Genomic DNA, 12,885 nt, shown 5'->3' with positions numbered 1-12,885 from the left:
CGCGATCTGACATCCCGGCCGCGACAAACGAATTCACCCGTCCCGCTGTGTTTGACTCCCCGAGAACAGATTCGACCGCACCATGCGGCAGATGAAAGTTGGGATGGGTAGAGAGCTATGTCGTTCTTCGAAAAGTTGCGTGGCGCAGCGGCTACCATGCCGCGCCGACTGGCGATCGCGGCCATGGGGGCCTCCCTGCTGTCCGGTCTCGCCGTTGCCTCCGGCGGCTCCCCCGTCGCGGGGGCCTTCTCCAAGCCCGGCCTTCCGGTGGAATACCTCGAGGTGCCCTCGCCGTCGATGGGCCGCAACATCAAGGTCCAGTTCCAGGGCGGCGGATCGCACGCCGTGTACCTGCTCGACGGCCTGCGCGCGCAGGACGATTACAACGGCTGGGACATCAACACCCCGGCTTTCGAGGAGTTCTACCAGTCCGGCCTGTCGGTCATCATGCCGGTCGGCGGCCAGTCCAGCTTCTACAGCAACTGGTACCAGCCGTCCTCGGGTAACGGACAGAACTACACCTACAAGTGGGAGACCTTCCTGACCCAGGAGATGCCGCTGTGGATGCAGGCCAACAAGCAGGTCTCCCCGGCCGGCAACGCCGCCGTCGGGCTGTCCATGTCGGGCGGCTCCGCGCTGATCCTGGCGGCCTACTACCCGCAGCAGTTCCCGTACGCCGCCGCGTTGTCGGGCTTCCTCAACCCGTCCGAGGGCTGGTGGCCCACCCTGATCGGGCTGGCGATGAACGACGCGGGCGGCTACAACGCCAACAGCATGTGGGGGCCGTCCAGCGACCCGGCGTGGAAGCGCAACGACCCGATGGTCCAGATTCCGCGACTGGTCGCCAACAACACCCGCATCTGGGTCTACTGCGGTAACGGCACCCCCAGCGACCTCGGCGGCGACAACATGCCGGCCAAGTTCCTGGAGGGCATGACGCTGCGCACCAACGAGCAGTTCCAGAACAACTACGTGGCCGCCGGCGGACGCAACGGGGTGTTCAACTTCCCCGCCAACGGGACGCACTCGTGGCCCTACTGGAACCAGCAGTTGGTCGCGATGAAGCCCGACATCCTGCAAACCCTCAACACGGTCAACGCCGCGCCGGCTAGCGCCCCTACCGCTAACCCTCCCGCGGCCTGAGGCCAAGGCCAGCATCGGCAGTAGCGCACCGGTCAGCGCTACTGCCGATGCTTTTCTCACGCCTCCTTGAGCAGGGCCCGGCGATCGGAGTGGAAGTACGTGTAGCCGGTGGTCAGCGCGCACACGACGGTGGCCACCACCAGCATCCACGTCCCGTTGACGAACAGGCTGATGAAGCCACCCACTGCGGCGCCCAGCACCAGGCTGGCGAACAGCAGAAAGTAGCCCAGCCAGTCGGCCGCCGACCCACCCGCGAGGTGGCGTTCGATGCCCTGGCCCATCTTCACCAGCGTGCCGGTCACGTAGCTCAGCGGGACCGACACCTCACCGTCCTTGACGAAGGACGTGTTCAAAGCCCCGATCCCGAACGCCACCAACATGATCGGCGCGAAATCGAGCAGGTTTTCGGTCCAGCCCTCGTCGATGACGTCGGCCACGGTGGCCGCCGCCAGGCTGAACGTCGTCAGCACCGTCGGCCCGTGCGGGTGCGCCACCCAGAAATGGCGCCGGCAGACCGACGCGATGATCACGCCGGCGACGAAGCACAGGATCAACACCCCCGCGGAGATCGACAGCACCACGTCCCCGCGGAAGTACCCCAGCGCCGCCCGCTGGGCGTTGCCTGTCATGAAGGTCACAAAGTATCCGGCGGAATGCGTATAGGCGGTCGCCCCCAAAATCCCGGCCAGCACCGCCAGCACCCACGACAACCGCGACTCACTGTTGTTGATCTCGTTCGGCACACGCACATGCTGTCAGACAGCCGCGGCACGCGCAGCGCACGCGAACGCTAGTGGGCGGTGAGACGAGCGATGGAGCGCAACGGAATCGGCAGCCAGCCCGGCCGGTGCCGCGCTTCGTAACCGGCCTCGTAGACGGCCTTGTCGAGCTCGTAGGCGGCCAGCAGCTGCGCCGAATCGCGCGGGTCTGTCCCGGAGGCGGCCGCATAGCCGTCGCAGAACGCGGTGCGGTTGCGTTCGACCCACTCGCGGGCCCGGGCCGCCAACTGCTTGTCGTCGGCTTGGTCGACCAATGGTCCGTACGCGGCGTACTCGAACGAGCGCAGCACCCCGGCCACGTCACGCAGCGGTGAATCCGGCGCTCGGCGTTCCTCGAGCGGCTGTCCCGGCTCGCCCTCGAAATCGATGAGCAGCCAGCGCTCCGGCGTGCGCAGCACCTGGCCCAGGTGCAGATCGCCGTGGACGCGCTGCACGGTGATCGTCTCGGTGATCAGCTTCTGGAAGCGCTCTTCGATCGTCGTCGCGTGCTCCTCGAGCTCGGGCACCAGGGCCGCGGTCGCCGACAGCCGCGCCAGCACGTTGTCCACCGGGAACACGGCCTGCGAGGTTCCAAGCGTCTCGGCCAGGGTGGCGTGCACGGACGCCACGGCTTCGCCGAGCCGGTAGGACTCGCCGGCGAAGTCGCCGCCGACCTCGTACGCATACAGGTCGCCCTCGGCGAACAGGTCACGGACGCTCGCGGTGGCCATCGCCCAGCCCTCCGCGGAGTTGGCGGCGAACTCGGTCACCATGCCCAACGGCCACGCCTCGTCGGCGCTGCCCTCGGAACCGGTCATCTCGTAGGTGCCCAGCAACCGCGCGACGTGCGGGTTGCCGGCCCGGCCGAGCACGCGGTTCAGCTCGATGTCGGGGTTGATGCCGCTGCTGACGCGCCGGAACACCTTGAAGATCGCGTCGCGGTCGAAGATGACGCTGGTGTTGGACTGCTCGGCGTCCGAGACATGCGCCATCGCCTCCAGCGGAAGCTCGACGCCCGGCTCTTTGGCGAAACTCACCTCGGTGCCCGTCGCGTTGCGCACGGCCGACGAGTCGATCAAAGAGAGCAGGAACCGCGGCGCCTCGGCGTCGTACATCGCGTCGAACCCGGTCCGGCCGTCAGCGGAGCCGATGGTGGCGACGGTGCTGTACTCGGAGACCGGTCCGGCATCCCATCGCACGATCACCTGGTACCGGTGGCGGGAACCGTCGGCGTAGTCGGCGTCGACGAGGACCAGGTCGAGGTCGTCGTCGAGCGGGACGACCACGCTGGATTCGGCGCGCGTCAGTTCTCGGTTACGCCCGGCGTACCAACGTTGTTGCGGAAGCCACTCAGACCAGGGCAGCTTGGCTGGCTGAGTCATTTGCGCCACTCCTCCTCATGAGCACCAGTCTGCCTCGTCGCGGGGGTCGTCATGCGTCCTCCTCGCATCCGGTCAGCTGGAACCAGTAGAAGCCGTGTCCCGGCAGGGTGAGCAGGTAGGGCAGGTGGCCGATGCGCGGGAACTCGACGTGTCCGGTCAGCTCCACCGGTGTGCACCCGCTCCAATGCTGCAGATTCAGTTCGATCGGCTGGGGGAACCGCGACAGGTTGTTGACGCACAGCACGGTGTCGCCGTCCTCGGACACCTGCCGCACGAACGCCAGCACCGACGGGTTCGAGCCGCCCAGTTCTTCGAAGCTGCCGATCGCGAAGGCCTCGTGGCGGCGCCGCACCGCCAGCATCGTCCGGGTGAAGTTGAGCAGCGAGGTACTGGTGTCGCGTTGGGCCTCGACGTTGACCGCCTGATAGCCGTAGACGGAGTCCTGGCTGGGCGGCAGATAGAGCCGGCCGGGGTTCGCCTTGGAAAAGCCCGCGTTGCGGTCCGGCGTCCACTGCATCGGTGTGCGCACGCCGTCGCGGTCACCCAGCCAGATGACGTCACCCATGCCGATCTCGTCGCCGTAGTAGAGGACCGGCGAGCCGGGCAGCGACAGCAGCAGCGCGGTGAACAGCTCGATCTGATTGCGGTCGTTGTCCAGCAGCGGCGCCAGCCGGCGGCGGATGCCGACGTTCGCCTTCATCCGCGGATCCTTGGCGTACTCGGAGTACATGTAGTCACGCTCTTCATCGGTGACCATTTCCAGCGTCAACTCGTCGTGGTTGCGCAGGAAGATTCCCCACTGCGCCATGTCGGGGATCTCGGGCGTCTGGGCCAGGATCTCCGAAATCGGAAAGCGGGATTCGCGGCGCACAGCCATGAAGATGCGCGGCATCAGCGGGAAGTGGAACGCCATGTGGCACTCGTCGCCGCCGGTGGTGGCGTCGCCGAAGTACTCGACGACGTCGGCCGGCCACTGGTTGGCCTCGGCCAGCAGCACCCGGCCCGGGAATTCGTCGTCGATGACCTTGCGCACCCGCTTGAGGAAGGCGTGCGTCTCGGGCAGGTTCTCGCAGTTGGTGCCCTCGCGTTCGAACAGGTAGGGCACCGCGTCCAGCCGGAACCCGTCGATGCCCAGCTCGAGCCAGAAGCGCAGCACGTCGATCATCGCTTCCTGCACGGCCGGGTTGTCATAGTTCAGGTCGGGCTGGTGCGAGAAGAACCGGTGCCAGTAGAACTGCTTGCGCACCGGGTCGAACGTCCAGTTCGACTCTTCGGTGTCGATGAAGATGATCCGGGCGTCGGTGTAGCGCTCGCTGGTGTCGCTCCACACGTAGAAGTCGCCGTACGGGCCATCGGGGTCGTGCCGCGACTCCTGGAACCAGGGGTGCGAATCGGAGGTGTGGTTCATCACCAGGTCGGTGATGACCCGGATCCCCCGTTCGTGCGCGGCGTTGAGCAGCGCGACGAAATCCTCGACCGTCCCGAACTCGGGCAGCACCTTGTAGAAGTCCCGGATGTCGTAGCCGCCGTCGCGCAGGGGTGAGTCGTAGAAGGGCGGCAGCCAGATGCAGTCGATGCCCAGCCACTGCAGGTAGTCCAGTCGCTGCAGCAGCCCGCGCAGGTCGCCCGACCCGTCCGCATTGGCGTCCAGGAAGGCCCGCACCAGCACCTCGTAGAACACGGCGTGCTTGAACCACGTGGGGTCGGTGGGCAGCGCGGCGGCGTTGTTGAAGTCCTCGGCGTCGGGGTGCTCGACTACGCCGTCCTGGACGTGGCTGCCCCCCTCGGGATGGTGCTCGACAGCTTCTCTTGCGTCGTTCATCAAATCCACGATGCCACGGGTACCCTAGGCGCGACTTTCGGAATCACGCCCACACGCTTGTGACGAAACACGCCCGGTGACAAACGAATTGGCCACCGCCGGGTCTCGCCGGCGTGGATGTCAGGCCGGCGGACCCTCCGCCAGTGTGATGTTCGCCGTACGCTCACCGCCGTCGTTGGACCGGTAGTGCACAGCGATGGTGTCGCCGGGGTGATGCGGAACGAGCACCTCGGTCATGGACGTCGCCCCGGTGATCGCGACGTTGTCGACGCCGGTGATGACGTCGCCGGGCGCGATGCCGGCGGCCCCGGCGGGACCGGCACCGACCACCCGCTGCACCCGCGCGCCGTTGCCGTTGTTGTCCATCACACCCAGCCCGAGGAACGCCGTGGGGCCGATGTGAACCGTGTTCGAGCCGGCGCCGGAGCGGATCTGCCCGGCGACGCCCATCGCGCGCCCGATGGGAATGGCGAAGCCCTGCCCGCCGGACATCTTGTAGCTGTCGGTGGCGGCGGTGTCGACGCCGATCACCTGCCCGGCGTTGTTCACCAACGGCCCGCCGGAGTCACCCGGCTTGATCGGGGCGTCCGCCTGGATCAGGCCGCCCAGGCTCTCCTGCGCGCCGGTCAGGGTGTCCGTCGCCGAGACGCTCTGGTTCAGGGCGACGACCTTGCCGGTCACCGCGTTGGGGGTACCGCCCTGGCCGTTGACGTTTCCGAGCGCGACGACGGGCTCTCCGACCGTGGCCTCGCCGCCGATCGCGGCGGTGGGCAGGCCGGACGCGCCGCGAAGTTGCAGCACCGCGATGTCCTGGGTGCGGTCATAGCCGATCACGTCGACGGCGTAGGTCTGCCCGTTGCCGACGTCGAATGCGCTGATGTCGGTGGCACCGGAGATCACGTGGTTGTTGGTGAGCACGACGCCGTTGGGGTCGATCACGATGCCGGTTCCGGCGCCCACCGCGTTGTTGTAGCCGAACTTGGTGTCGATGTTGACCACCTGCGGCCCGACCTGACCAACCATCGCCGACGGATCCAGCGGCGCCTGGGGGCGATCGGTGAACCGATCCAGCGCCAGGTTCGATGGTGACGCCGACGCCGGCGCAAGGCCCACACCGGATCCCCAGCCGAGGCCCAGTCCGACCACGGTCAGCACGCTGACCAACCATGACCACCGGACCGCGCGGCGGTGCGATTTGCTCATCGGTGTCACCCTCCTGCTTTGCGGTAGAGAACAAACTGTCCCGGCCTCAAGCTCTTGGCGGCACATTTGTGTGTATATAACCGTAATGCAGGTAGCTATGGATGGCATGTGTCAGGTTGTGATCGGCCTCATCGGCACCCGCGCCGTCGTTAACCCCAGGTCCTAGGCTGACCCGGTGGGCGGATTCGACCCCAAAACCGGTTTCGCCGGGTCCCCGGTGGCCCGGCTGGCCACGGTCGGGCCCGGCGGCCAACCGCACGTGGTGCCGGTGGTCTTCGCGGTCGCCACCGATGCCCGGGACGGATCCGACGTGGTGTACACGGCCGTCGACGCGAAACCGAAAACGACAAGGCGGCTGCGCCGCCTGGCCAACATCGACAGCAATCCCCGCGTGAGCCTGCTGGTCGATCACTACGCCGACGACTGGACCCAGCTGTGGTGGGTGCGCGCCGACGGCGTCGCCACGATCCACACCGGTGGGGACGACGCCGACCTCGGATACCAACTGCTGCGCGCGAAATATCCCCAGTACCAATCGGTTTCGCTGGACGGCCCGGTGATCGTGGTGGCGGTGCAGCGTTGGTCGGGCTGGCACTACTAACCGGCGGCTCGGCCGGCCGCGGCGCGTGGGCCACTCGATCTGGCCCGACGGTCTTGTGGTCTACCGAAGTTGGGTGAATGGTAGCTAGTTAGGTGCTAGCGAGGTCAGCAACGGTGCGCCCGGGCAACCTGGAGGAAAGTCATGGCCGACAGGACAACTACTTCCCAAGGCGCGGGGAACGCCCCCACCGCGACCGGTCCGGACGAGATCCGCAACGTGGTGCTGGTGGGCCCGTCGGGCGGCGGCAAAACCACTCTCGTAGAAGCCTTGTTGGTCGCCGCCGGTGTGTTGACCCGAAGCGGCTCGGTCGCCGACGGCAGCACGGTCTGCGATTACGACGACGCCGAGATCCGCCAGCAACGGTCGGTGGGCGTGGCCGTGGCGTCCCTGTCGCACGACGGTGTCAAGGTCAATCTGGTCGACACACCCGGATACGCCGACTTCGTCGGCGAGTTGCGGGCCGGGCTGCGGGCCGCCGACTGCGCGCTGTTTGTGATCGCGGCCAACGAGGACGTCGACGAGCCCACCAAATCGCTATGGCAGGAATGCAACCAGGTCGGCATGCCCCGCGCCGTGGTGATCACCAAGCTCGACCACACCCGCGCGAATTACGCCGAGGCCTTGGCCGCCGCACAGAATGCGTTCGGCGACAAGGTATTACCGCTCTACCTGCCCACCGACCTGCCCAACTGCAGCGGCCTGATCGGACTGCTGTCGCAGCAGCGCTACGAATACAGCGGCGGCACACGCACCGTGCGGTCACCCAATCCCTCCGACGCCGAGCACATCGAGGAAGCGCGCGGCGCCCTGATCGAAGGAATCATCGAGGAGTCCGAGGACGAGTCGCTGATGGAGCGCTATCTCGGGGGCGAGGCCATCGACGAATCCGTGCTCATCGCGGATCTGGAGCGGGCCGTCGCCCGGGCCTCGTTCTTTCCGGTGATCCCGGTCTGCAGCGGCAGCGGCGTCGGCACCCTGGAATTGCTGGAGGTCGCCACGCGCGGCTTCCCGTCTCCGAGGGAACACCCACTGCCGGAGGTCTTCACGCCGGTCGGTGCGCCGCACGCCACCCTGACGTGTGACGCGGACGGGCCGCTGCTCGCGGAGGTGGTGAAGACGACGTCGGACCCGTACGTGGGCAGGGTCAGCCTGGTCCGGGTGTTCTCCGGCACCATCAGGCCCGACACGACGGTCCATGTGTCGGGCCATTTTGCGTCGTTCTTCGGTGCCAGCAACGGCTCCAATTCTCAGGGCCATGTGCACCCCGACCACGACGAGGACGAGCGCGTCGGGGTGCTGTCCTTCCCGTTGGGCAAGCAGCAGCGCCCGGCGGCGACGGTGGTCGCGGGCGACATCTGCGCGATCGGGAAGCTGAGCCGCGCCGAAACGGGTGACACGCTCTCGGACAAGTCCGAGCCGTTGGTCTTGAAGCCCTGGACCATGCCCGAGCCCCTGTTGCCGGTCGCCATCGCCGCGCACGCCAAAACCGACGAGGACAAGCTGTCGGTGGGGCTGGGGCGGCTGGCCGCCGAGGATCCGACGCTGCGGATCGAGCAGAACTCCGAGACACACCAGATCGTGCTGTGGTGCATGGGCGAATCACACGCCGGGGTGGTGCTCGACGCGCTGGCCAATCGGTACGGGGTCACCGTCGATACCGTGGAACTGCGGGTCCCGCTACGAGAAACGTTCGGCGGCAAGGCGAAAGGCCACGGTCGCCACGTCAAGCAGTCCGGTGGGCACGGTCAGTACGCGGTGTGCGACATCGAGGTGGAGCCGCTGCCGGAGGGTTCGGGTTTCGAGTTCGTGGACAAGGTGGTCGGCGGTGCGGTGCCGCGCCAGTTCATTCCGAGCGTGGAGAAGGGCGTGCGCGCCCAGATGGAGAAGGGCGTGCACGCGGGCTACCCGGTGGTCGACATCCGCGTCACGCTGCTCGACGGCAAAGCGCACAGCGTCGACTCGTCGGACTTCGCGTTCCAGATGGCCGGCGCGCTGGCGCTGCGGGAGGCCGCCGCGGCGACCAAGGTGGCGCTGCTCGAGCCCATCGACGAGATTTCGGTCCTGGTGCCCGACGACTACGTCGGTGCGGTGATGGGTGACCTGTCCAGCCGGCGCGGCCGGGTGCTGGGCTCGGACACCGCGGGCAACGAGCGCACCGTGGTCAAAGCCGAGGTGCCCCAGGTGGAATTGACCCGTTACGCCATCGACCTGCGGTCGCTGGCGCACGGCGCGGCGTCGTTCACCCGGTCGTTCGTCCGCTACGAACCGATGCCGGAGTCCGCGGCCGCCCGGGTGAACGCCGCCGTTTAGGGCGCCTGCGCGTCAGGCTTTGCGACCGAACCGCTCGGCCACCGCCCGGCGGTCCAGCGAACCCTTTGCGGTGTGCGGCAATTCGTCGGCCTGCTGGAACTCGGCCGGCACCTCGAAGGGCGCCAGCCGGTCCCGGCAGAACGCCGCCAGTTCGTCGGGCGTCGGCGCGGCCGACCCGCGGGGGACGATCACCGCGGCCACCGCCTCGCCGTACAGCTTGTCGGGCACCCCGAACACGCCGACCTCGAGCACGCCGGGGTGGCTGGCCAGGACGCCCTCGACGCGCTCCGGCGAAATCTTCTCCCCGCCGCGGTTGATGAGCTCCTTGATCCGGCCGCGGATGACAAGGTCGCCGGCCGGCGACAGGGTGCCCAGGTCACCGGTGTGCAGCCACCCCTCGGTGAAGTTGGCGACGGTGATGGACGGGTCGCCGAGGTAACCGCGCACCACGGTGGGGCCGTGCAGCCAGACCTCGCCGACGGCCTCCGCGGGCAGCGCCTGACCGCCGGGCCCGACGATCCGGATTTCCGGGCCTGTCGACCGGCCCACGAGACCCGGTGTGGCACCGGGGTTTTCGCTATGCCCAGCACCGTCGATGGCGGTCGTCGCCACCTGGTGGGTCGACTCGGTCATCCCGAATGCGCACACCACCGGCGCGGAGAACGTGTCATGCAGCGCCTGGGCAGTCTCGGCGGTCAGCGGCGCGCTGCAACTACGGATGAACCGCAGGGCGGGCGTGCTGCCCGGCTGCTCGGTTCGCGCGCGCTCCAACAGGATTTGATGGATCGTCGGGACGGCGGTGTACCAGGTGGCGCCGACGGCCTCGATGTCCGCCCAGAACGTGTGCGCGGAGAACTTTCCGCGCACCGGCAGCAGCACCGCTCCCCCGGACACCAGCGTGCCCAGCAGCGCGGCGAGCAGCCCGTGCCCGTGGTAGAGCGGCATCACCGCCACCGTCGCGTCCCGCGGACCCAGCCCGTACCCCGCGATGATGGCCGCCACCGACCCGGCGATGTTGTGGTGGGTCCACGGAACCATCTTGGGCACACCGGTGGTTCCGCCGGTGAACATGATCATGGCGTCGTCGTCGCGCAACCCCTGCGGTGTGGCCACCTCGCGACGGGGCGCCGCGGCGGCGTCCAGGCTGACCGCCGGGGCGGTGCCGTCCGGCCCGACCGTCACCGCGATGGGCCACCACGGCGGCGCGGCCGGATCATTGTCGGCGTCACCGGGTTGGTCGACGAGCACCACCCGGGCACCGACCGCCTCGCTGCGGGCCCGCTGGTCGGCCAGGGGCAGAGCCGGATCCAGCGGAACCGCAACGAGATCCGCGCGCGACGCCCCAAGCAACCCGACGACAAACTCGGCGTTGCTGCCGGCGCGCAGCGCGACCCGATCCCCCGGCCGCAGGCCACCGGCCTCCAGTTGGGCGGCCAGATCATCGACCAGCCCGATCAGGTCTCGATAGTTGATGGGTATGCGGTCGGCGGTGACGACCAACGCCCGCGCCTCCGGCGACCGGTGCGCCGCCGCCTCGACCAGGTCCGCCAGGCGGGGGCTCGCGGATTCGGTCAACCCCTCGCCGCTGTCAATCGCCTCGGATGTCATCGCCGCACTCCTTCCACTTCGGCTGCCGATGCCAACCCTGCCGCGCGGCCTTCTCGGCCGTCCAATATCGATTCGCTCACGATCGATAACCGCCGGCTATCGAACCGCCCTCACAGCGCTTTGACCTGGCACGATAGACAACGCGAATCGCCGGATAGCGCCTTCGTCTTGGACACGCGGTGTGCGCTGGGGCCACAGTGATGGCTACGGCAGTACCCGCCCCCGGCGCACCCACCCGCCGACCGCACGCATCCGAGGAGTCGCCACATGTCCACAGCTTCGGCATCTGGAATCCCGGCGCCGGAACCGACGCGCCTGACCGACGGCTTTCACCTCGTGGTGGACGCGCTGAAGGCCAACGGCGTCGAGACCATCTACGGCATTGTCGGCATCCCGATCACCGACCTCGCCCGCGTCGCGCAGGCGTCCGGAATCCGCTACATCGGTTTCCGCCAGGAAACCTCGGCCGGAAATGCCGCCGCCGCAGCCGGGTTCCTGACCCGCCGGCCCGGGGTGTGCCTCACGACGTCCGGGCCCGGCTTCCTCAACGGCCTGCCCGCGTTGGCGAACGCGACCACGAATTGCTTTCCGATGATTCAGATTTCCGGCTCCAGCAATCGAGCGCAGGTGGATCTGCAGCGCGGCGATTATCAGGACCTCGACCAACTCAACGCCGCGAAGCCGTTCGCCAAGGCCGCTTATCGGATCGGCCGGATCGAGGACATCGGGCGCGGCATCGCGCGCGCCATTCGCACCGCGGTCTCGGGACGGCCCGGCGGCGTCTACCTGGACATCCCCGGCGAGGTGCTGGGCCAGGCCATGGACGCCGGCGCCGCGGCGGACACGATCTGGCGGGTCGTCGACCCCGCGCCCCGCCAGCTGCCGGCGCCCGACGCGATCGACCGTGCGCTGGACGTGCTGACCCAAGCGCGGCGGCCGCTGATCGTGCTCGGCAAAGGCGCGGCGTATGCCCAGGCCGACAACGCGATTCGGAAGTTCGTCGAGACCACCGGCATTCCGTTCCTGCCCATGTCGATGGCCAAAGGCCTACTTCCGGATTCGCACCCGCAGTCGGCCGCGGCAGCCCGCTCGCTGGCGATCGCGCGGGCCGACGCCGTCCTGCTGGTCGGCGCCCGGCTGAATTGGCTGCTGGGCCATGGGGATTCGCCGCAGTGGAACGCGAACGCCAAATTCGTGCAGGTGGACATCGCCGCTTGCGAGTTCGACAGCAACCAGCGCATCGCCGCGCCGCTGGCCGGCGACATCGGTTCGGTGCTGTCGGCACTGTGTGACGGCGTGGCCGCCCGGCCGATCACCGCGCCACCGGAGTGGGCCGGCGAGCTGGCCGAGCGCAGAGCCCGCAACGACGCCAAGATGCGCGAGCGCCTGGCCGACGATCCGCACCCGATGCGGTTTTACAACGCCTTGGGCGCGATTCGCTCCGTCCTGCAGGACAACCGGGACGTGTATGTCGTCAACGAAGGAGCCAACGCGCTCGATCTGGCCCGCAATGTCATCGACATGGAGCTGCCGCGCCACCGGCTCGACACGGGCACCTGGGGCGTGATGGGCATCGGGATGGGGTATGCGATCGCCGCGGCCGTCGAAACCGGCAAACCGGTCGTCGCGATCGAGGGCGACAGCGCATTCGGCTTCAGCGGCATGGAGATCGAAACCATCTGCCGGTACCGCCTGCCGGTCACCGTGGTCATCCTCAACAACGGCGGCGTCTACCGCGGCGACGAGGCCGCACCCGGCACCGCCGCGCGCGGCTCCGACCCGGCACCGACCGTGTTGAACGCCCGGGCGCACCACGAGCTGCTCGCGGAAGCGTTCGGCGGCAAGGGATATCACGTCACCACCCCGTCGGAGCTGCGCGCCGCGCTGGCCGAAGCGATCGGCGCCGGGGGACCGTCGATCATCGACTGCGAACTCGACCCGGCGGCGGGGGTGGAGAGCGGACATCTGGCCAACCTGAACCCGGCCAGCGCGGCGACACCGCCTGCGGCGGTCAACGCCGGCGGGTAAGCCCTAACAGCTGCGCGTCGAAGAACTCGT

9 protein-coding genes are annotated in these 12,885 nt (G+C 68.3%); 4 read left to right on the top strand and 5 right to left on the bottom strand.

All coding sequences use genetic code 11. The features are described 5' to 3' along the window. Positions 1-117: 117 nt before the first annotated feature. Positions 118-1,143, top strand: a complete 1,026-nt coding sequence (ag85C, locus tag A5624_RS16190) for a diacylglycerol acyltransferase/mycolyltransferase Ag85C (RefSeq protein WP_066868130.1) — start codon at positions 118-120, stop codon at positions 1,141-1,143. A 56-nt stretch (positions 1,144-1,199) separates the two neighbouring features. Here ag85C and A5624_RS16185 read toward each other — a convergent pair whose 3' ends face one another. The 4 genes from A5624_RS16185 to A5624_RS16170 form a co-directional block, all read right to left on the bottom strand. Beyond that, positions 1,200-1,886, bottom strand: coding sequence for a YoaK family protein (locus A5624_RS16185; protein WP_066868128.1), 687 nt, complete (start codon positions 1,884-1,886; stop codon positions 1,200-1,202). A 47-nt stretch (positions 1,887-1,933) separates the two neighbouring features. Continuing rightward, positions 1,934-3,283: a maltokinase gene (locus A5624_RS16180; protein ID WP_066868125.1), complete on the bottom strand. Its 1,350-nt coding sequence runs from the start codon at positions 3,281-3,283 to the stop codon at positions 1,934-1,936. Positions 3,284-3,332: 49 nt separating this feature from the next. Then, positions 3,333-5,105, bottom strand: coding sequence for a maltose alpha-D-glucosyltransferase (treS, locus tag A5624_RS16175; RefSeq protein WP_066868237.1), 1,773 nt, complete (start codon positions 5,103-5,105; stop codon positions 3,333-3,335). A gap of 120 nt (positions 5,106-5,225) precedes the next feature. Beyond that, complete coding sequence (locus tag A5624_RS16170) at positions 5,226-6,308, bottom strand: S1C family serine protease (protein WP_066868122.1); 1,083 nt, start codon at positions 6,306-6,308, stop codon at positions 5,226-5,228. A 175-nt stretch (positions 6,309-6,483) separates the two neighbouring features. Between A5624_RS16170 and A5624_RS16165 the strand changes: the two genes are divergently transcribed. Together A5624_RS16165 and A5624_RS16160 are read left to right on the top strand one after the other, a co-directional pair. Next, positions 6,484-6,909 carry a TIGR03668 family PPOX class F420-dependent oxidoreductase gene (locus A5624_RS16165; RefSeq protein WP_066868113.1) on the top strand — a complete coding sequence of 142 codons (426 nt, stop codon included), beginning with the start codon at positions 6,484-6,486 and terminating at the stop codon, positions 6,907-6,909. 141 nt (positions 6,910-7,050) lie between these two features. Next, positions 7,051-9,219 carry an elongation factor G-like protein EF-G2 gene (locus A5624_RS16160; RefSeq protein ID WP_066868111.1) on the top strand — a complete coding sequence of 723 codons (2,169 nt, stop codon included), beginning with the start codon at positions 7,051-7,053 and terminating at the stop codon, positions 9,217-9,219. 12 nt (positions 9,220-9,231) lie between these two features. Here the strand turns inward: A5624_RS16160 and A5624_RS16155 are convergent, their stop codons facing one another. After that, entirely contained in the window at positions 9,232-10,827 is a 1,596-nt protein-coding gene (locus tag A5624_RS16155; RefSeq protein ID WP_066868107.1) for a FadD7 family fatty acid--CoA ligase, read from the bottom strand. A 267-nt stretch (positions 10,828-11,094) separates the two neighbouring features. Between A5624_RS16155 and oxc the strand changes: the two genes are divergently transcribed. Beyond that, the gene (oxc, locus tag A5624_RS16150) at positions 11,095-12,855 is read left to right on the top strand and encodes an oxalyl-CoA decarboxylase (protein ID WP_066868104.1); all 1,761 of its coding nucleotides are present in this window, start codon (positions 11,095-11,097) and stop codon (positions 12,853-12,855) included. The last annotated feature ends 30 nt before the right edge of the window (positions 12,856-12,885 follow it).

The sequence above is a fragment of the Mycobacterium sp. 1482292.6 genome (assembly GCF_001672995.1).
GTDB lineage: Bacteria > Actinomycetota > Actinomycetes > Mycobacteriales > Mycobacteriaceae > Mycobacterium > Mycobacterium europaeum_A.
The sequence above is the reverse complement of the archived record's forward strand: the minus strand, read 5'-3'. Positions and strand labels throughout refer to the sequence as shown.

Bases quoted from the DNA above. Each gene is read 5' to 3' on its own strand.
- oxc (WP_066868104.1), top strand. From the start codon at position 11,095: ATGTCCACAGCTTCGGCATCTGGAATCCCGGCGCCGGAACCGACGCGC.
- treS (WP_066868237.1), bottom strand. From the start codon at position 5,105: ATGAACGACGCAAGAGAAGCTGTCGAGCACCATCCCGAGGGGGGCAGC.
- A5624_RS16170 (WP_066868122.1), bottom strand. From the start codon at position 6,308: ATGAGCAAATCGCACCGCCGCGCGGTCCGGTGGTCATGGTTGGTCAGC.
- A5624_RS16160 (WP_066868111.1), top strand. From the start codon at position 7,051: ATGGCCGACAGGACAACTACTTCCCAAGGCGCGGGGAACGCCCCCACC.
- A5624_RS16155 (WP_066868107.1), bottom strand. From the start codon at position 10,827: ATGACATCCGAGGCGATTGACAGCGGCGAGGGGTTGACCGAATCCGCG.
- A5624_RS16180 (WP_066868125.1), bottom strand. From the start codon at position 3,283: ATGACTCAGCCAGCCAAGCTGCCCTGGTCTGAGTGGCTTCCGCAACAA.
- ag85C (WP_066868130.1), top strand. From the start codon at position 118: ATGTCGTTCTTCGAAAAGTTGCGTGGCGCAGCGGCTACCATGCCGCGC.